Annotated in this window: 21 protein-coding genes; 1 reads left to right on the forward strand and 20 read right to left on the reverse strand. The window is 37.8% G+C overall.

All coding sequences use genetic code 11. The annotated features are described in order from the left end of the window. Window positions 1-31: 31 nt before the first annotated feature. The 17 genes from ASG31_RS15775 to ASG31_RS15850 all read right to left on the reverse strand — a co-directional run bounded on the left by ASG31_RS15775 (window position 32) and on the right by ASG31_RS15850 (window position 15968). Window positions 32-1423, reverse strand: coding sequence for an NADH-quinone oxidoreductase subunit N (locus tag ASG31_RS15775; RefSeq protein WP_056034927.1), 1392 nt, complete (start codon window positions 1421-1423; stop codon window positions 32-34). A 111-nt stretch (window positions 1424-1534) separates the two neighbouring features. Further along, on the reverse strand, window positions 1535-3028 hold the full coding sequence (locus ASG31_RS15780) for a NuoM family protein (RefSeq protein WP_056034930.1): 1494 nt from the start codon (window positions 3026-3028) through the stop codon (window positions 1535-1537). Further along, on the reverse strand, window positions 3028-4941 hold the full coding sequence (nuoL, locus tag ASG31_RS15785) for an NADH-quinone oxidoreductase subunit L (protein ID WP_056034933.1): 1914 nt from the start codon (window positions 4939-4941) through the stop codon (window positions 3028-3030). Before nuoL ends, ASG31_RS15780 begins: the two co-directional genes overlap by 1 nt. Window positions 4942-4943: 2 nt before the next feature. Then, window positions 4944-5273: an NADH-quinone oxidoreductase subunit NuoK gene (nuoK, locus tag ASG31_RS15790; protein ID WP_056034936.1), complete on the reverse strand. Its 330-nt coding sequence runs from the start codon at window positions 5271-5273 to the stop codon at window positions 4944-4946. Window positions 5274-5277: 4 nt separating this feature from the next. Then, window positions 5278-5775 (reverse strand): NADH-quinone oxidoreductase subunit J, encoded by a 498-nt coding sequence (locus ASG31_RS15795; RefSeq protein ID WP_056034939.1) that lies wholly within the window; start codon window positions 5773-5775, stop codon window positions 5278-5280. After that, a complete protein-coding gene (locus ASG31_RS15800) occupies window positions 5775-6332 on the reverse strand; it encodes a NuoI/complex I 23 kDa subunit family protein (RefSeq protein WP_056034942.1) in 558 nt (185 codons plus the stop codon). Before ASG31_RS15800 ends, ASG31_RS15795 begins: the two co-directional genes overlap by 1 nt. A 167-nt stretch (window positions 6333-6499) precedes the next feature. Then, on the reverse strand, window positions 6500-7564 hold the full coding sequence (gene nuoH / locus ASG31_RS15805; RefSeq protein WP_056034945.1) for an NADH-quinone oxidoreductase subunit NuoH: 1065 nt from the start codon (window positions 7562-7564) through the stop codon (window positions 6500-6502). Window positions 7565-7712: 148 nt separating this feature from the next. Further along, window positions 7713-8711 (reverse strand): 2Fe-2S iron-sulfur cluster-binding protein, encoded by a 999-nt coding sequence (locus tag ASG31_RS15810; RefSeq protein WP_056034948.1) that lies wholly within the window; start codon window positions 8709-8711, stop codon window positions 7713-7715. 30 nt (window positions 8712-8741) lie between these two features. After that, window positions 8742-9572, reverse strand: coding sequence for a hypothetical protein (locus tag ASG31_RS15815; protein ID WP_056034950.1), 831 nt, complete (start codon window positions 9570-9572; stop codon window positions 8742-8744). A 14-nt stretch (window positions 9573-9586) separates the two neighbouring features. After that, window positions 9587-10942 carry an NADH-quinone oxidoreductase subunit NuoF gene (nuoF, locus tag ASG31_RS15820; protein WP_056034953.1) on the reverse strand — a complete coding sequence of 452 codons (1356 nt, stop codon included), beginning with the start codon at window positions 10940-10942 and terminating at the stop codon, window positions 9587-9589. Window positions 10943-11019: 77 nt separating this feature from the next. Continuing rightward, on the reverse strand, window positions 11020-11529 hold the full coding sequence (gene nuoE / locus ASG31_RS15825; RefSeq protein ID WP_047447219.1) for a complex I 24 kDa subunit family protein: 510 nt from the start codon (window positions 11527-11529) through the stop codon (window positions 11020-11022). A gap of 191 nt (window positions 11530-11720) precedes the next feature. After that, complete coding sequence (nuoD, locus tag ASG31_RS15830; protein ID WP_056034956.1) at window positions 11721-12944, reverse strand: NADH dehydrogenase (quinone) subunit D; 1224 nt, start codon at window positions 12942-12944, stop codon at window positions 11721-11723. Window positions 12945-13011: 67 nt separating this feature from the next. After that, on the reverse strand, window positions 13012-13506 hold the full coding sequence (locus ASG31_RS15835; RefSeq protein WP_056034959.1) for an NADH-quinone oxidoreductase subunit C: 495 nt from the start codon (window positions 13504-13506) through the stop codon (window positions 13012-13014). A 6-nt stretch (window positions 13507-13512) separates the two neighbouring features. Continuing rightward, window positions 13513-14073 carry an NADH-quinone oxidoreductase subunit B gene (locus ASG31_RS15840; protein WP_056034962.1) on the reverse strand — a complete coding sequence of 187 codons (561 nt, stop codon included), beginning with the start codon at window positions 14071-14073 and terminating at the stop codon, window positions 13513-13515. 100 nt (window positions 14074-14173) lie between these two features. Beyond that, complete coding sequence (locus ASG31_RS15845) at window positions 14174-14545, reverse strand: NADH-quinone oxidoreductase subunit A (RefSeq protein WP_056034965.1); 372 nt, start codon at window positions 14543-14545, stop codon at window positions 14174-14176. Between the two features lie 120 nt (window positions 14546-14665). Further along, window positions 14666-14842 (reverse strand): hypothetical protein, encoded by a 177-nt coding sequence (locus ASG31_RS18660; RefSeq protein ID WP_185113226.1) that lies wholly within the window; start codon window positions 14840-14842, stop codon window positions 14666-14668. Window position 14843: 1 nt separating this feature from the next. Then, a complete protein-coding gene (locus ASG31_RS15850) occupies window positions 14844-15968 on the reverse strand; it encodes a hypothetical protein (RefSeq protein WP_056034967.1) in 1125 nt (374 codons plus the stop codon). A gap of 106 nt (window positions 15969-16074) precedes the next feature. Here ASG31_RS15850 and ASG31_RS15855 point away from each other — a divergent pair, with 106 nt between their 5' ends. After that, entirely contained in the window at window positions 16075-16764 is a 690-nt protein-coding gene (locus ASG31_RS15855; RefSeq protein WP_056034968.1) for a zinc metallopeptidase, read from the forward strand. A 46-nt stretch (window positions 16765-16810) separates the two neighbouring features. Here ASG31_RS15855 and ASG31_RS18410 read toward each other — a convergent pair whose 3' ends face one another. The 3 genes from ASG31_RS18410 to ASG31_RS15870 all read right to left on the reverse strand — a co-directional run bounded on the left by ASG31_RS18410 (window position 16811) and on the right by ASG31_RS15870 (window position 20350). After that, entirely contained in the window at window positions 16811-17455 is a 645-nt protein-coding gene (locus tag ASG31_RS18410) for an IMPACT family protein (RefSeq protein WP_056034969.1), read from the reverse strand. Between the two features lie 12 nt (window positions 17456-17467). Next, window positions 17468-18493, reverse strand: a complete 1026-nt coding sequence (gene ribD, locus ASG31_RS18415; protein WP_056034971.1) for a bifunctional diaminohydroxyphosphoribosylaminopyrimidine deaminase/5-amino-6-(5-phosphoribosylamino)uracil reductase RibD — start codon at window positions 18491-18493, stop codon at window positions 17468-17470. Between the two features lie 63 nt (window positions 18494-18556). Further along, on the reverse strand, window positions 18557-20350 hold the full coding sequence (locus ASG31_RS15870; protein ID WP_056034974.1) for a DUF349 domain-containing protein: 1794 nt from the start codon (window positions 20348-20350) through the stop codon (window positions 18557-18559). Window positions 20351-20390 lie beyond the last annotated feature (40 nt).

The following is a 20390-nucleotide window of genomic DNA, read 5'->3' on the forward strand; positions in this document are numbered from 1 at the left end:
ATTGCATTTTCTGTATTTTAAATTCAATTTCTTATCCCACGAATACAAAGACTTTTGCAAACAGATCCGGGAAAACACCGAAAACTACTAATGAAGCAATTACAAAAACCGCTACAATGTTGTAGGTAACTGAAACTTTTTCTGAGGTTTTAAACGTGCTTTCTTTGAAGAAGAACATGGCAATGATCAGTCTTAAATAATAAGCAATTGAGATCGCTGAACCTAAAACGGCTACCAATACAATTCCTACATTATCATCATTTCCTAAGGCCTGTGCAAACAATGAGAATTTACCCATGAAACCTGCAGTTAAAGGAATACCTGCCATCGAAAGCAAAGATATTGCAGTTACTACTGCTAAAAGAGGTTCAGATTTTGCCAAACCTTTAAATGCTTCGTAAGAGGCTTCTCTTTTGATTTTTTCTACATAAATAAGGCACATAAATACACCTACTGTCGCCAGTGAATAGGCAAAAAGGTAGAATGCTAAAGTGTAGTTAGACATTGCGTTCATCCCGAAGAATACCAAACCGATGTATCCGGCGTGAGAAACGGAAGAGTAGGCCAGCATTCTTTTGGCGTTGGTCTGTGCAAGTCCCATCACGTTTGCCAAAAGCAGAGTGATAATTACGAAAACCCCTAAAATATTAATCCATTCCTGTGTAACACCCACGAAACCGATGCTCATCATTTTAAATAAAGCAAAGAATCCTGAAATTTTTACCACACTCGCCATGAAACCTGTGATTAATGACGGTGAACCATAATATACGTCAGGGCTCCACATGTGAAAAGGTGCCAAAGCTACTTTGAAAGACATCGCACAGAGAATCATAATCACACCGATGATAAACATAATATTCCCCGGATATGCAATACTGAAATCCTGAATGTTCATTAAATCAAAACTTCCTGTACTTCCGTAGATGAAAGCAATACCGAATAAGAGAAATCCTGTGGCGAACGCTCCCATCAGGAAATATTTAATGGAAGCTTCATTTGATCTTAAATCTGTTTTATTGGCTCCTGCCATTACGTATAACGGAATAGACAAAATCTCGATCCCGATAAATAATGTCACCAAATTCTGGAATCCGAAAATGGTAATCCCTCCACACAAAGCAAAAAGCATCAGTGCATAGAGTTCAGACTGGTGGCTTCTGTGGTTGCTGAATGCGAAACCTCCCAAAAAGAAAAGCAAAAGTGTGACTACTAAACTAATTTTAGTAAATAATGCTGCATTCTCTCCGTAGTTGTACATTGCTTTGTACTGATCAAAGAATTCCGGTTGTGGCATGTAGCTTATGATCATTGCGATGATAAGACCAAAAATACCGATGTATCTTGCCAATTTCCCTTTCTCAAAAACTCCTGAAAACAATGCTGCAACAGCCGTTAGGAAAACAATAATTAAAACACTCATAGTATAGATTTGAGATTTGAAATTTGAGATTTGAAATTTATCTTATCTAAATTTTTTTGTTCTCTTATTTTTAGATTATTTAATTAAAATTTATGTACGTAATCTTATTTCTTAAGAAATTAAAGATTTGTAAATAAACTGTACAGAACTTCCAACCATATCGATAATTGGCTGAGGGAAAATACCCATCACGATTACAAACACAGCAATGCTTGCCAAAACCGAAAACTCTACTGCCGACAGATCTCTCGCCGTACTCAAGACAGCATCATCACCTTTCCCGAACATTGCTTTCCCATAGAATCTTAAAAGATAAACTGCACAAAGAATAACTGTAAGTCCGGCAATAACGGTTGCTAAAACATTAAAGCTGAAAATAGATTTAATAAGGATAAATTCACCGATGAAACCATTCGTCAACGGAACGCCCATTGAACCTAAAATGATGATTAGGAAAAGAACCGCAAATTTAGGAGCAACTTTTGCCAGTCCACCCATTTGTCTGATGTCTCTTGATTTGAATCTCTTGTATAAAATATCACAACAGTAGAAAAGTCCGACAACGTTAATACCGTGAGCGAAAGTCTGTACCAGAGCACCTTCAGCACCTTCCACATTGAAAGTTCCTCTTAAAGTAACAACAGCTGAAGCAAAGATTCCAGCTACCATCAAACCTACGTGAGAGAATGATGAATAAGCAATGATTCTCTTCATATCAGTCTGAATAATCGCAATTAAAGCACCGTGTACAATTCCTACAATCGCTAAAATAATAACAATCTGTCCGCTGATTCCTAAAATAGCAGATGGTGTGATTGGTAATAAATAACGGAGAACTCCGTAGATCGCCATTTTCAGCATAATACCTGATAAAAGCATCGATCCCTGAGTAGGAGAGTAGGTATACGTATCCGGCTGCCAGGTGTGGAAAGGGAAAACCGGAAGTTTCACTGCAAAAGCAAAGAAAATCATCCAGAAAACAACTACCTGCTGTGTGTCTCCCAAATTGGCATTATATAAATCTGTAAGTGCAAATGAAGCAGAATGAATTCCAACATAGATCAATCCTGCAAGCATAAATAAAGATCCTACGAAAGTATACACGAAGAATTTTGTAGTGAATTCAAATCTCTTGTTTTCCTGGCCCCAAAGAGCACCAATGAACCAGATCGGAATCAAAGTAACTTCCCAGAAAATATAGAATAACAGTCCGTCTAAAGAAGTGAAAACTCCGATAAGACCAAATTGCATCAATAATATTAAACCGTAGAAAGAGTTTCTGTAGCTTACATTTTCATTGAAAGATGAAAGAATGATGATCGGCATCAAAATGTTGGTCAGCAACAAAAGAAGCAAACTCATCCCGTCAATCCCGAAATGCAGCGTACTTTTGATAAACTGAGACCAAGGATAATTGATTTCGTACTGCAACACGCTGTCTACGGTAGGCGCAAAATCGAAATCCGCAGCCACGTAGAAAGTTAGAAGCATTTGTACAAGGGCAATCGCCAATGCTACATATTTGCTGGAAGCATTTTTCCAGGCAAAGACTATTCCCGAACCTACAAGAGGTAAAAGTAATAATGTTAATAGTAAATAAGACATTATTGTAATATAAAGTTAACAATCAATATAATTCCCACAGCTAAAGACATGATGAGAATGTAGGTTTCTACATTTCCGTTCTGAATACGCTTCATAGATCTTCCGCTGTCTTCAGCACCTTCGCCTACGAAGTCAACAACCTTGTCCAGCACGCTTTTATCAAACATTTTTCCGCCACGTCCCAGTCCTTCAAACGTTTTTACAATTAAAGCATTGTAAAGTTCGTCTACATACAGTTTTTTAGCAGAAAGCTTTTCCCATCCAGTATACTGGTCTTCCGGCAAAGCCTGTTTCTTTTTATTTACATAAATGTTTTTTACGATAAACCAAACTGTGAAGAACATTACAACTGTCGCTCCCAAAAGAATCATTTCTGTACCGAAAGGAACTCCAGATAAAGTAGCTTCCATTTGCTTGTAGCTTTCTTCTGTAAGAACCGGTTTCAGCCATTCCAGCAGTTTAGCATAATGACCGTGACCAATGAAGTGAGGAAGATTGATTAAACCACCCAAAACTGAAAAGATAGCCAGAACGATCAACGGTAAAGTCATCGTAGACGGACTTTCATGTAAATGATGTTTCTGCTCTTCAGTACCTCTGAACTCCCCGTGGAAGGTTAAATAATACAGTCTGAACATATATGCTGCGGTTGTTGCTGCCAAAATGAATAATAATACCCAATACATTGGATTTTTAGCAAAAGCGGCAACCAAAATTTCGTCTTTGGAAATCATCCCTGAAAGCAAAGGGAATCCTGAGATGGCCAAAGTTCCGATAAGGAATGTAAAGTGTGTAATTGGAATATATTTTTTTAAACCTCCCATGAAACGCATATCCTGCTCGTTGCTCATTGCGTGAATTACAGAACCAGCTCCAAGGAACATCAAAGCTTTAAAGAAAGCATGCGTCATTACGTGGAACATCGCCGTTGTATAAGCTCCCAAACCTAAAGCAATAAACATAAAACCAAGCTGTGAAACTGTAGAATATGCCAGTACTTTTTTGATGTCGTTTTGTCTCAATGCATAGAAACCAGCCAACGCTGCCGTTAAGAATCCGATGAAAAGAATTCCACCCTGAACGGTTGGTGCTAATGTAAATAAGAAGTTTGATCTCACTACTAAATAAATACCCGCCGTTACCATCGTCGCTGCGTGAATCAAAGCAGAAACCGGCGTTGGACCTGCCATCGCATCAGGCAACCAAGTGTACAAAGGAACCTGAGCAGATTTTCCAGTTGCTCCTATGAATAAACTCGCTGTGATAAAGATGATAATCGTTCCGTCCAATTCAAACTGTCCGGCGTTTTGTTTTATAGAAAGATAATCGATCGCGTTGGTCTGCGATGCAATCATAAAGATCCCAATTAATAAAGCAAGGTCACCGATTCTGTTCATGATGAAAGCTTTTCTTGCTGCTTTACCATATTCTTCGTTGGTGTACCAAAATCCGATCAAGAGATAAGAACAAAGTCCTACACCTTCCCATCCGATGAAGAGGATGAGGTAGTTGCTTCCCATTACCAAAAGCAACATGGAGAAGATGAAGAGATTTAAATAAGTAAAAAACTTATAGAAACCTTTATCATGACTCATATATCCGATAGAGTAGAGGTGAATCAAAGATCCTATCCCTGTAATGATCATCACCATCATTAAAGAAAGCTGATCGATAAGGAAACCGAAATTAATCTGAATACCATTTACTCTGAACCATTCAAAAGCTGTAAAAACCTGTGGCTGGCTTTCAGAATCAAAATTTAAAAATAAATAAACGGCAATTGCAAATGATCCGAAAACCATTGCTGTAGCCAAAGAACCGACAACTATTTTAGGAAGGTTTTTCCCGAAAAGGCCATTGATGAGAAACCCTAAAAGAGGTAAAAGTATTATCGCATACACTAAATTTTCCATTCTTATCCTCTTAATTTATTAAATATACTAACATCTACAGAACGGGTATTTCGGTAAAGCATCGCAATAATTGCAAGACCCACCGCAACTTCGGCAGCAGCTACCACCATGATAAAGAATACCAAAAGCTGTCCGTCGCTGTTTCCGTTATACGCTGAAAATGCAGCCAGTAAAAGGTTTACAGAATTTAGCATTAGCTCTACACAACCCAACATTACAATCGCATTTTTTCTTACCAATACGCCCAAAACTCCTAAGCTGAACAATACAGACGAAAGAATAATGAAGTACTCTAAGGGAATGCTTTGCATAAATGTATTTACTTCTCCCATAATTTTATAAATCTTTTTTACCGATTAACACCGCACCTACAATACCAGCCAGAATAAGGATGGATGCAAGCTCAAACGGCAAAACATATTCGTTAAATAAAAGTCTTCCCAAATTTTTTGTCAGTCCGACACCTTTATCTACATTGGCAACAACCACGTGTTTCTGATCGATTCCTCTGAAAACACCTAAAATACCGATCAAAAGCAAACCTGCAGTAAAAACTCCGATGAATTTTAAAGTACCGGACTTCTTACTTTCGTCTTCTTTATTAAGATTAAGCATCATTAGTATATAAAGGAACAAAACCATGATCGCACCTGCGTAAACGATGATCTGGATGATCGCCAAAAACTGTGCATTCAGAAGAACATACATTCCGGCGATTGAAAACATTGTAACAATTAATGACAGAACAGCATATAAAGGATTTTTTGCAAACACGAAGTAAACCGCACTTGCCACTGCTAAAAACGCCACCAAGAAAAATAAAAACTGATCCATTATTTTACCGCATTTTTTTGTTTCTCGGACTGTCTTTCAGTAATATCAATCCTTTCATTTATTTTTTCTACCAATTTATCTTTACCGTAAATGAAAGAGCCTCTGTTGGTTTCTACATCCACCAAACGGTCTGTAAGATAGATTGCAGATTTAGGACAAGCCTCTTCGCACATACCGCAGAAAATACATCTCAACATGTTGATTTCATATACCGATGCATATTTTTCTTCTCTGTAAAGATCTTTTTCTTCTCTGGTTCTCTCTGCAGCAGTCATTGTAATCGCTTCCGCAGGACAAGCCACGGCACACAAACCACAGGCTGTACATCTTTCTCTGCCTTCTTCGTCTCTCTTCAAAACGTGCTGACCTCTCCAGATATCTGCTCTCGGTTTCTGTACTTCCGGATAAGAATAAACATTCGGAGCACGCTTTACAACGGTTCTCACAGCATGTTTGAGAGTAATCCCCATTCCTTTAAAAATCGCCGGAAGGTAGATTTTTTCAGCAAGGGTCATCTCTTTATTCGAAACAACTTTTGATCTGTTGGTTAATTTCATTTTCTATTGTTTAAATGTTGGAAGATGGAAGCTGGGTGATGGAAGTTATCTCATCGCTGCTTTCTCATCAGCTCATTTTTCAAATTTATATTTCTGTCAGAACTTGGAAATGGGATGTTTAATATCAAATCCCCATTTTCAAATTCTCAAATTATTTCATTTTCAAATTAATTACCGAAAGCAAGTATAACCGCTCCTGTAATCATTAAGTTTACCAATGCCAATGGAATTAAAGTTTTCCATCCTAAGTGCATCAATTGATCGTATCTGAATCTTGGCAACGTCCATCTGATCCACATGAAGATCAGGATTCCGATAACTGTTTTTGTTAAAAAGGCTACGATGCTTATAATTCCTGCTGTATTTTCTCCCCAGTTTTGAGTAACCCACTCGATTCCCGGATAGTTGTAACCTCCAAAGAAAAGAACCACCATGAAAGCATTGGAAATAAACATATTCACGTATTCACCGAACATGTATAAACCTAATTTCATTGATGAATATTCGGTTGTATAACCTGTTACCAATTCAGATTCACATTCAGGTAAATCGAAAGGGTGACGGTTGGTTTCTGCCAAAGCTGCAACGAAAAATATTAAGAAAGCTAACGGTTGGTAGAAAATATTCCAGTTCATTCCTGAACCGATAGGGATAATTCCCCAAAGTTTTCCTTCAGTCTGATTTTCGGTAATTACTTTTAAATCTAGACTTCCTGTCATCATAATGATAGAAAGTAATGCGAGACCCATAGCCAATTCGTAAGAAATCATCTGCGAAGAAGCGCGGATTGCACCTAAAAGAGAATACTTGTTGTTGGAAGCCCAGCCACCGATCATAATTCCGTAAACTCCGATAGAAGCCATACCGATAATAAAAAGCACACCTACATCAATATTAGCAACCTGAAGATCATAGGAAACATCACCAATATTTAAGGTTTTTCCCCAAGGGATAACCGCTCCGGTAATTAATGAGATAAACATCACCAACGCAGGTCCCAGTACGAAAAGAAACTTTTCAGCATTGGCTGGTGTAAAATCTTCTTTGAAGAAAAATTTACCACCATCCGCAAGTGGCTGCAGCAAGCCGAAAGGTCCTGATCTGTTTGGCCCGATTCTGTCCTGCATAATGGCTGCCACTTTTCTTTCTGCCCAGGTAGAGTAGGCTGCAATCGTTAATGAAAGCAGGAAAAGTGCAAATACAAGTATTAATTTAAATGTAATTAAATCCATTGTTTTATTTAAATGTTTGAAGATGGGAGCGGGGAGCTGGAAGTTTTGCAATTCGTCGCACTAACTCGTCATCTTGATCAAATTTTATCTTCTAAGTTTTGATGTTTGAATCTGGATATAAACGTTCAGTTTTAAACTTCAAACTTCATTATTTTTCGTCTTTTTCGCTGATTTCCTTCGCCATCGGATTGTCTAAAACTCTCAATTCGTCTTTAGGCTTCTCGTAATGGTTTAATGAAATCACCGAATGTCTGTCGATATGTCTTGGTCCTTCAATGTTCCAGTCTGAAAGAGATTTTCTTTCGAAACGGCAAGTGTCGCAGATAAATTCTTCAACCTCTCCCCACTGATCTTTTCTTGCGGTTACTCTTACCACTTCGTCACCTTTAAGGTAAACAGTAGCTTTTCCAGAACATTTATCACATTTACAAGAACCGTTCATTGGCTTTGTAAACCAAACTCTGCTTGTAAAACGGGCTGTTCTGTCTGTTAATGCTCCCACCGGACAAACGTCGATTACGTTTCCTATGAAGTCATTATCTAAAGCTTTATTCAAGTAGGTTGAAATTTCAGCATGATCTCCTCTGAATAAAATTCCGTGTTCTCTTTCGCCAGTGAGTTGATTGGCTGCCAAAACGCATCTTGCACACAGGATACAACGGTTCATATTCAATTTGATGTTCGGACCTAAATCGTCTGCATCATAAGTATTTCTTTCGAATTCAGTTCTGGTTTCAAGATTTCCGTGCTCGTAACCCAGATCCTGAAGATGGCATTCTCCTGCCTGATCACAAACCGGACAATCCAAAGGGTGGTTTACCAATAAGAATTCGGTAACCGCTTTTCTGCCTTCCTGAGCTTTTTCAGAAGAAAGGTTTTTCACTTCCATTCCGTCCATCACATTCGTTCTGCAGCTTGCTACCAATTTTGGCATAGGACGCGGATCTGCTTCTGAACCTTTGGAAACTTCCACCAAACATGTTCTGCATCTTCCACCGCTGGTTTCCAGTTTGCTGTAGTAGCACATTGCCGGAGGAACAGATTTTCCACCGATTTGTCTTGCAGCTTCCAAAATAGAAGTGCCAGGCAAAACTTCAGCAGTCTGTCCGTCTATCGTTATTTTGAATTTTTTAATCTCTTCGCTCATATTCTATGCTGTTAGCTATTAAGCTATATTTTAATTATACTTTTTCGTATTAAATGTATAGCCAATTCCAAAATTGAACTGTGCATACACAAAATCCTGAGAAGCCTTATCCGGCTTATTGTTCAGGGTAGTTTTTATATCCGGCATATTGATGTAGCCTAATTTGCCTTCAGCCTGCAAAACTATATGTTTTACTGCAACTACCGAAACTGCTGCTCTCACATCGGTTCCAAAACCTGCCAGATGAAATCTGTCGCTCCTTGCGTTGCCCATCAGCTGAACATTTGATTTTGGCAATAATGCTCCAATTCCTGCTCCATAACTCAAGAAAACATCTATATTTTTCCTGTCCAGCACATTATGATATTTCTGTGCGCCGATATTGATATAATTAAGACCATCGGTGTGTTCGAATGTTAAAAAATTGCTTCCACTCAGGTCTACTTTACTGTTATTAATCATTCCTGCATATTTCGGATCATCAATATATCCCTTGAAATCTACAGTCTGGTTTTGATCCATTACATATTTCATGTGATCCATTCCTAAGGTAATTCCAAAATTATCTTTTGGGAAATAGGTAATCCTATAATTTACCTGCGGAATCGTAATGCTTCCGGGATTAAAATACTTTCCCCAAGAAAATTTGGTCTGTCTGTCACTGGCAATGACATCATTCAACTGAAAATCATAACCATCACCTTTAAAATGAATGTCTGACTTGGAATATTTTGCATTATTCCAACCCCAAAACGCCATCACAGATCCTTTTTTAAAAGGATTGATATCTTTTTTTTCTGCAGTAACCTGACCAAAAACAAAATTCGACAACAAAAGGCCTACAGCAATTATCTTTTTCAAAATGTCAATCTCTATTAATTACTCGCTGCAACAGGAATCGGGTCTGCATAATTTGCCAGACCGTAATTTTGTGTTAAACACAATTCTGGATTTTTAATATGCCACTCAAATTCATCTCTGAAGTGACGAATCGCTGCTGCTACAGGCCACGCTGCTGCATCACCCAATGGGCAGATCGTATTTCCTTCGATTTTTCTCTGGATGTCCCAAAGTAAATCGATGTCTTCCATTTTACCTTCTCCCTTCTCAATTTTCTTTAAAATTTTGTACATCCATCCCGTTCCTTCACGGCAAGGAGTACATTGTCCGCAACTTTCGTGATTGTAAAATCTTGCTAAAGTCATGGTATGTTCCACGATACACTGGTCTTCATCCAAAACGATGAAACCTCCTGAACCCATCATTGTTCCGGTAGCAAAACCACCGTCAGCAAGAGATTCATAGTTCATGTATCTTGGTTCACCGTTTACCGTTTTCAACAATAAATTTGCCGGAACAATCGGAACTGAACTTCCTCCAGGTATACACGCTTTCAGCTTTTTACCGTTTGGAATTCCGCCACAATATTCATCAGAGTAAATGAATTCTTCTACCGTAATGGTCATGTCGATTTCGTAAACTCCTGGTTTGTTGATGTTTCCGCAGGCAGAAATTAGTTTTGTACCTGTAGATCTTCCAACGCCAATTTTAGCATATTCTGCTCCTCCAATTTCGATGATAGGAACAATTGCCGCTATAGATTCAACATTGTTTACCACAGTTGGTCTTTCCCAAAGTCCTTTTACAGCCGGGAAGGGTGGTTTTAATCTTGGATTACCTCTTTTTCCTTCAAGAGATTCCAGCAAAGCAGTTTCTTCACCGCAGATATAAGCGCCACCACCTCTCTGAACATAAATTTCACAATCGAAACCAGTTCCGAGGATGTTTTTACCTAAAAATCCTGCAGCTTTAGCTTCTTCAATTGCCTCTTCCAAAATATCAGGAATCCATGAATATTCTCCACGGATGTAGATATAAGAAACATTTGAACCTAAAACGAAAGATGAAATCAACATTCCCTCAATCAAAAGATGAGGAAGAAATTCCATTAAATATCTGTCTTTAAAAGTTCCCGGCTCAGATTCATCTGCATTTACAACCAAGTGTCTTGGTACGCCTTCTGGTTTTGCCAGAAAGCTCCACTTCATCCCTGTTGGGAAACCTGCACCACCACGACCACGAAGACCTGAAGTTTTTACCTCTTCAAGAATTTCTTCCGGTGTCATTTTAAAGGCTTTTTCTGCTGCTGTGTAACCTCCCTGCTTACGGTAAGTTTCAAAGTAGCGGATGCCTTCTACATGTGCGTCTTTAAGTAAAAGTTTTTTACTCATTTTAATATGCTTTTAGCGTATGGCCTCTAGCTTTTGGCTATTTGCTGTGCGCTTTTTTTAATTAGTTTAAAATTTATTTACCCCAAATCAACCTGTCCTTCTCTGCAAAGATCAAGGATTTCGTCAACTTTTTCTATGGTTAAATTTTCGTGATAGAACTTTCCTAACTGTAGCATTGGAGCATAACCACAAGCACCCAGACATTCAGCTGGTTTTAATGTAAACATTCCGTCTGCAGTTGTTTCACCGTCTTTAATGTTCAGTTTGGTTCTGATGTGGTCTAATATTTTTTCGCTTCCACAAACCATGCAAGGTCCGGTTCTGCATACTTCCAAAACATATTTACCAACAGGTTTCATATTAAACATGGTATAGAAAGTGGCTACTTCGTACACTTCAATTGGCTTAATACTTAATAATTCAGCAACATAATCCATCACAGGAACGTCTAACCAACCTCCGAATTCTTTCTGCGCAATGTGAAGCACAGGAAGAAGAGCAGATTTTTGTCTTCCCTCAGGATATCTTGCCATGATTTTATGGACCTGCTGTAAACTTTCCGGTTTAAAAGCTATTGTTTCGCTCATCTTTATCTGATTTGAAATTTGAGGTTTGAAATTTGAGATTCAAAAGCTCAATTCTAAATTTATTTTAATTAAAAAGTTCTTTTTGGAACTATTTAGTTGTAAAATATACGAAGTACAGAGTACTGGGTAATTATTTAACTATTTATATTTTCAAGTACATTATACATTACTACATTGTACTTTCTACAATTTTATGCGTCTAATTCTCCCGCAATCACATTCATACTACACATCGTTACGATGGCATCTGAAATTACCGAACCTGTAATCATCTCAGGATAAGCCTGATAATAAATGAAACAAGGTCTTCTGAAATGCAGTCTGTAAGGTGCTCTTCCTCCGTCACTTACCAGATAAAATCCTAATTCTCCGTTACCACCTTCGACAGCATGATAAACTTCTCCTTTTGGAACATCAGTTTCTCCCATTACAATTTTGAAATGGTAAATTAAAGCTTCCATCTTTTTGTAAACATCGGCTTTTTCAGGAAGATAAAATTCAGGAACATCTGCGTGGAAAGGTCCTTCAGGCAAATTGTCGTAGGCTTGGTTGATGATTTTTAAAGATTCCCAAATTTCCTGCTGACGAACCATAAAACGATCGTAAGTATCACCAGAAGTTCCTACAGGAATGATGAAATCAAAATCTTCGTAAGAAGAATAAGGTTCTGCAACTCTTACATCATAATCAACCCCTGTTGCACGTAAATTCGGACCTGTAAACCCGTAACTTAAAGCTCTTTCAGCTGAAATTGCTCCTGCACCAATGGTTCTGTCCATAAAGATTCTGTTTCTTTCCAAAAGATTACAGAACTCCTGAAATCTTGCAGGGAAAGTTTTTAAGAAATCTTTCAGCAACTCATGGAATTTTGGAGTGAAATCTCTTTCAAATCCTCCGATTCTTCCCATGTTGGTTGTCATCCTCGCTCCACAAATCTGCTCGTACATATCATAAATACGCTCTCTTTCGATGAACATATAAGTAAGACCTGTAATTGCACCTGCATCCATTCCGGTTACCCCGTTACAGATTAAGTGATCACCGATTCTCGCCAATTCCATTAAAATAACACGCATATAATCTACACGTTTCGGAACTTTTACACCAATCAGTTTTTCTACAGTCATGTGCCATCCGATATTATTAATCGGAGCTGAACAATAGTTCATACGGTCAGTAAGTGTAGTGATCTGAGCATAATTTCTTCTTTCAGAAATTTTTTCAAAAGCTCTGTGGATGTAACCAACAGTTTGCTCAGCATGGAGAATTCTCTCGCCGTCCATGGTAAGAACGTTTTGGAAGATTCCGTGTGTCGCAGGGTGAGTAGGTCCCAGATTCAGGGTGTATAATTGCCCGTCAATTTGCTCGTTACTGTCGTGTTGGTTAAGTATATTAGATAATGAGTTGTCTTTCATAATATATAATTGATAATTGATAAGTGATAATTGATCATTCATCAATCATCATTAATCATTTATATTTTTATCTTCCGAACATCGCGTCGTCCTTATCTGTTCGTGTTCCGTCTTCCAGACGATATTCTTTCAGCATTGGATGATAGCCAAGATCTTCCATGTTCAGAATAGGTCTTAAATCTGGATGACCTTTAAATTTAATTCCGTAGAAATCAAATGTTTCTCTTTCCATCCAGTTGGCACCGGCGTATAATTCTGTTAAGGAATCAACTTCGATGTTTTCTCTAGACATGAAGATCTTTAAACGAAGTCTAAAGTTGGTCATCATGTTTTGCAGGTGATAAACCACACCGATTTCTTTTTCGGGAAATTCCGGGTAATGGATTCCACAGACATCGGTAAGGAAATTAATTCCAAGAGAAGAATCTTTAAGGTAATGAATTATTTTTTTAATATCATCTTTGTTTACTTCCACAGTAAGCATTCCATAAGGTTCTGAACTTGAAATTACAGATTCCGGAAATTCTCTCGAGAGTGCTTCTAATACAAATTCGTTCGTCATTATTCCTTAGTTGTCGATGTTGTAAGAGTCTAATAAATGCTGATATTCCGGTGTATCTCTTCTTCTGATGCTTTCACTTTCTGCTAAAGCCTGAACCTGCATCACCCCTTCAATAATCTGCTCCGGTCTTGGCGGACAGCCTGGAACATAAACGTCTACAGGTATAATTTTATCAATCCCCTGAAGAACCGAATACGTATCAAAAATACCGCCGCTGGAAGCGCATGCTCCTACGGCAACCACCCATTTCGGTTCTGCCATCTGAGTGTAAACTTCTTTTAAAACAGGACCTAATTTTTTAGAAATAGTTCCGCAAACCATCAGCATATCTGCCTGTCTTGGTGAGAAAGAGTTTCTTTCCATACCAAATCTGGATGCATCATAGGTTGGGTTTAGCGTAGCCATGAACTCGATTCCGCAACATGAAGTAGCGAATGGTAAAGGCCAAAGTGAAAACTTTCTTGCCATCCCGATGACACTGCTCAATTTCGTTGCGAAAAATCCTTCTCCTTCAAATCCTTCCGGAGCTGGTGCATCTGTTCTTATAATTGGTTTTTGATCTGACATTTTGTTGATTTTAAAGATTTTAATTTAGATTTCAAATCTGTTATTATGTTAACTAAGATTTGATAGAGTTAATCTAAAAGTCTTATTTAAAATTGATACCTTATTTATCCCAGTCCAGCGCGCCTCGTTTCCAGACATAAAAAAATGCCAGGAAGAAAATCGCAACGAATGTGAGCACCGCAAAAAACCCTTCGAAACCGAATTCTCTGAAGTTTACAGCGTAAGGATAAAAAAATACGATTTCAATATCGAATAGTACAAAAAGCACTGCGGTCAAGAAATATTTAATTGAGAATGGCGTTCTCGCATTACCTTCTACAGGCACACCGCATTCCCAGCTTTGGTTTTTTGCAGAATTTCCTTTTTTCTGCTTTGGTCCTAAAAAGTGAGCGCCTAGTAGCGAAATCGCCACAAATCCTATAGCTACACCCGCTTGAATAAGGATTGGAATGTAATTTTCTGGTAAATTCATTTTTACATTATTATCTCAAGTTGCAAATTTAGGCAATAAACAAGAAAGGGTGAAATTAATCATACTAAATGTCGCTTCATTATGAAGAAAAAGCATAATTTAGAATTATTAAAAATAGTGTTATTTTCTGAGCTTTTTTAATACTGTAAATGCAACAAAAGAAATGTATCCGAAAAGTACACTTGCATAAACGATGTTAAATAAAATGTGCATTCTTTCGTCCGGCAAAACGAAAAAAAAGTTATAAACCACAAAACCTGCAATTAAAACCGCGAAAATGATCAGATGTACTTTCATGTCAGAATTTTATGGCGTACGTTCTTCTTCTTTTATGATTGGTTGGATTATAGTCCTGCCATAAAACCTGAACGCTCTTGTTTTCTTCCAGCTCCGGGTTTGTCTCTGCAAAATCGATTCCCATACTGTTGAAACGGACGAATATTTCTTTGAAAATAATTGCCGTCACGCCACGACGCTGATATTCAGGGTGAATACCGATAAGATAGAAATTGGCGCGGTCATTTTTCTTCTGAGCCTGCATAAAATGCCACCATCCAAACGGAAAAAGTTTGCCTTTAGATTTCTGCAGGGCTTTGGAGTAAGAAGGCATTGTTACGGCAAAAGATATAAGCTCATTATGCTCATCAACCACGCAGATCACATAGTTTTTGGCAATCATCGGGAAGAATTTTTCTTTGTAGGTCTGAATTTGCTCTTCTGTGATAGGAGTGTAGGTAGAAAGATGTTTGTACGTTTCGTCAAGCAGTTTAAACATTGGTTTTACATAAGGTAAAATTTCTTCCTTGCTTTTGAAATCCAAAACTCTCAGATTGTATTTTTCAGCTATTAATGAACTGAATTTTTCAACTTTTGGTGGCAGTACTTTAGGGAAATTCATTTCAAATTCTACCCATTCTTTTTCTTTTACCAAACCGAGTTCTTCGATATGCTGATGATAGTATTCGTGATTGTAAATCCCAATCATCGTTGCTATTTTCTCAAAACCAAAAGTCAGCATTCCTGCTTTGTCTAAGTTTGTGAAACCCATTGGGCCTTCAATGTTGTCAATTTGGTGTGACCTGGCGTAATTAACTGCCGTATCAATTAAAGCTTTTGAAACCTGTCTGTCATCAATAAAATCAATCCACCCGAAGCGCACCTTTCTGATGCCAAGCTCTTTTTCTTCTTTACGGTTAATCATCACGGCAATTCTACCCACGATTTTGCCTTCTTTTTTTGCTAAAAACTGTTTCGCTTCAGAATAATTCAGTGCAGGATTTTCTTTGGGATTCCAGACATTAATTTCATCCTTAATAAAGGACGGAACATAATATGGATTGTTTTTGTACAATTCCATTGGAAACTTTACAAACTGCTTTAAATCTTCGGGAGTTTTTACTTCAAAAATGGAAACTTCAGACATAGTTTTCGGCTAAATAGAACCACAAATATAAAAAATTTAAGCGTAAACTTTGGCACAATTTTTACATAGTGTAGTCATAAACTTATTTTAAAATTAAGCGCAAAAAATGACAAGCTATTATATCATTATAGGAATCTCAATGTTGGTCAGTTGGTGGGTTTCTTCAAGATTAAAATCTAAATTTGAACATTATTCACAGGTTCATCTGAGAAACGGACTTTCCGGTAAGGAGGTAGCTGAAAAAATGCTTTCTGACAACGGAATACATAACGTACAGGTTATTTCTGTCCCTGGCCAGCTTACCGATCACTACAATCCTGAGAACAAAACAGTAAATTTATCTGAAGCTGTATACATGCAGAGAAATGCTGCCGCAGCGGCTGTTGCAGCTCATGAATGTGGTCACGCAGTGCAGCATGCTGTAGGATATTCCATGTTGCAGCTAAGATCAAAGCTTGTTCCTGTGGTAAGTATCAGTTCAAATCTGATGCAGTTTGTAATTATGGGAGGTATTATTCTGATGGCGATGAGTGGGAATAGAATCCTTCTCTTCGCAGGTGTAATCATGTTTGCTTTAACCACACTTTTTGCTTTCGTTACACTTCCTGTAGAATATGACGCGAGCAATAGAGCAATGAAATGGCTGAAAGATACCGGCACTGTAACTTCTGAAGAATATGTGGGTGTACAGGATAGTTTAAAATGGGCAGCAAGAACTTATCTGGTAGCTGCACTGGGATCTTTAGCCCAGTTGTTATATTTTGCGTCACTTTTAATGGGTGGAAGAAGAGACTGAAAAATCCTGAGATAAAAATAAACAGACTGATCCTGAAATAACGTTTTCAGGATTTTTTTTGGTTGTCACTCGCCAGAAACATGAATTTATCATCAAAATCAAATGAAATATGCTGCATTTCTGATAATTTGTCTGCCAGATTCTCTTTATCTGAAAGTTTTACAGAAGCTTTTATCTTACAGTTTTCCAGTGTTTCAAAACTTAAAATTTTTGCATCAAATTTTGTAAGTAATGTGAAAATTACGTTCTGCTGATCAAAATTAAACTGTACTCTTATTTCAGTTTCTAATTCTCTGGTGATGATTTCAGCATTTTCCAAAGTGATTTTAGCACATTCTTTATATGCTTTTACCAAACCTGAAACGCCGAGTTTAGTTCCGCCATAATATCTTACCGAAATTACAAGAACATTAGTGATTTCATTGGCTAAAAGCTGATTGTAAATGGGTAAACCGGCACTTCCTGAAGGCTCGCCATCATCATTGGCACGGTAGTTTTCACCATTGAAACCCATTCTAAAAGCGTAGCAGTGATGTGTTGCTTTGGGATGCTCGCCACGAATTTTCTCCAACGCAGTTTTCAGTTCTGCCTCAGTAGCAACAGGAAATGCGAAGCCGATAAATTTGCTGCCTTTTTCTTTGAGGATCGTATTTTCTATCGGTTTTGATATCGTTTTATATTCGTACAACATTATTTCGCCCGCTTAGTTTTTATTGATATGGAACTCAATGATAATGTCTCTGAAACTTTGAATTTGGGAAGGCTGGTTCTCAAATTCCGGAGCTTTTGTACCGTTTTTTAAAACCAGACTGTTGTTTTTAATCACAATACTTTCATCCCAGAGATCAGCATCAATAAACTGCTGAAGAACCATTCTGCCACCCTCTACAATCATCGACTGAATGTTGAGTTCATGAAGTTCTGCAATTAAATTCCCGATAAAATTTTCTCTTGATGTTTTGATGTATTTCACATTTCCGGCCTCATCATTTTTAACTGTATTGAAAACCAAAGTTTCAGCTTCATTATTGAAAATGTTGTAATGCGGAGGAACTTTCAGATCGATATCAATAAGTATTCTTACAGGATTTCTGCCTTGAATTTCCCGTGTTGTAAGACTGGGATTGTCTCTTAAAGCTGTCATAGTTCCTATAAGAATCGCGTGTTCATCACTTCTGAGTTGATGTACAAACTGTTTCGTTAAAGTATTGCTGATTTGAGTTGGTTTAAAATCCTGATCCATAAACCGGTCCGCAGATTCTGCCCATTTCAGAACAATATAAGGACGTTTTTTTTCGTGATAAGCAAAAAATCTTTTATTGAGCTCAATGCATTCTTTTTCTAAAACTCCAGACACTACTTCAATACCGGCATCCTGAATAAGCTTTTTGCCTTTTCCGTTTACTTTATCATGAGAATCCATAGCGCCGATGACTACTTTTTTAAAGCCAAGCTCAATAATTTTCAGAGCACACGGCGGTGTTTTTCCAAAATGAGCGCACGGTTCGAGAGAAACGTAAATGGTGCTTTCAGAAATCAGTTCCTTATTTTTTACCGAACTGATGGCATTGATTTCAGCATGCGGTTCGCCGGCTTTTTGGTGGTAACCTTCGGCAATAATTCTGTTGTTGTGCACAATTACACTTCCAACCATGGGGTTGGGGTAGGTTTTTCCCAAAGCTTTTTTGGCAAGCTCAATACAGCGTTGAATGTAAAATTCGTCGTTCATTTTTACAATTAAAAAAGGCGAAGACAAATTGCTTTGCTCCGCCCGTATTAGGTTTTTCAGAAATTATTCACCGCTGATGATGGTGTGAAGATTCTGTTTTAAAGTTTCCAGATGGGCTTTTTTACTGTCTAATGTGTTGTAAGTATCTGCCAAAAGAGGGTTTTCTCTCGTTGGTTTGGTAAAGAATGCCAGGTTGTTTTCCAGCTTTACAATTTCACCTTCCAATTCAGAAATCTGAGTCTTTATTTTTCTTGCCTTATCCGTAAGCTGGTTTTCAGATAAGCCTTCTTCCTTCAGCTCCAGCTCATTCATTTTATTAAGCTTCAGTTTTTCTCTCAAAGCTTTATTAAATTCAGAATTGATCCCGATTTTATCTCTTGGCACTTTACCAATATTATTCCAGGCAGTTTTGATGCTTTCAATTTTTTCTACACTTCCTTCTTCATCGGTTACCAGTTTAAGGTCGTCCAGCAAAGCTTTTTTGGTTTTGTAGTTTTCTTTCCAGTTGTCGTTAGACACATTGCTTTTTTCCCTGTAATTATTGAAGAAGGTATTACAGGCTTCACGGAAATCTTCCCAGATTTTATTGGTCATACTTTTCGGTACGTGACCAATTTTTTTCCAGTCTTCCTGAAGTTTTTTGAAAAGGGGAACAATTACATCCCAGTCTTCACTGTTCATATTGTCTTTTGCAGTTGCAATTAACTTCAGTTTTTCGTCCAGATTAGTCTGTTGAGAACCTTTCAGAGATTTGTAATATGAGTTTTTTGTGGTATTGAAACTGCGTAAGGTAGATTTGAAGTCATTCCAGTTTTGATTAGAAAGTTTTCTTGGAACGCTCCCGGTTTTTAAAAATTCTGTACGTAAATCTTCAACTTTTCTGATCGCGTTTTGCCAGTAATTGTGATTGGCATTTTCAGCAGTTTGAGAAAGTTTTTTAATTTCCTCAATAATATTGTTTTTCTTTTCTAAATTTTCGTTCTGCTCTGTTTCAATAGCGGCAGAAAGTTCAGATTTTCTTTCGTGAATTTTATTTGAAATCTCCTTAAATTCATCCCATGTCTTTTCACGGAATTCTTCGGCAACGGGCTCTGCTTCTTCCTTCCAGAGTTTGTGGAGGTATTGCAGCTCGTTCAGTGCCTTTTGAATTACCGGCTCATTTTCCAGCTGTTTTGCACGCTCGATGATGTGCTGTCTTTTTTCAAGATTGTGAGCATATTCCTGCTCCAGGTATTCTTTATTGAGATCAAGCATCTGATAAAACTGGTTCAGATGATGAAAGTAGTTGTTGTTCAGGATTTTAAATTCAGACTTTGCAACCTGCCCTGCATTTGACCAGTCTTCTTTTACTTCTCTGATGGATTTAAAAAGATTAACGCCAGGTTCAGAATTGGTGTAAAGATTTTTCAGTCTTTCGATGATTGACTGCCTGTGCGCAAGGTTTTTGTGCTGTTCTTCATCCTGATCTTTCTGGTAATCATCATGTTTTTCTCTGAAAATATGAACCAGAGCGTTAAATCTGGACTGCTGTGGATGCTGAAAGCTGAATGTCTCGGGAGCATTACCTCCGTCTGTGTACTCATGTTTTTTGTCTTCCACCTCGTCATGAATGAAGTGATTTGCTTTTTCTTTCAGAAAGTTAAATCTTTTGTACTGTTCGCCTGCATTGGGAGTATTGATGATGCTTTCCATTTCTTTCAGAGAATCGGAAAGATTGAGTTCCTGCTCAGGCTCCTCGTGATGCTCTGCCTCAGTTTCCTGATATGCTGTATCGTTCTGCACCGGAATAATTTCCTCTGTGTGAGGATCATTGATGTTCTTTTCTTCGTTTTCAGAAAAGTTATTTTCTGTAGTCATATCAAATCTTTTATGTGTATTGGTACTGCATTCTTTCTAA

The sequence above is a fragment of the Chryseobacterium sp. Leaf404 genome (genome assembly GCF_001424145.1).
In the GTDB taxonomy this organism is placed as follows: Bacteria; Bacteroidota; Bacteroidia; order Flavobacteriales; family Weeksellaceae; genus Chryseobacterium.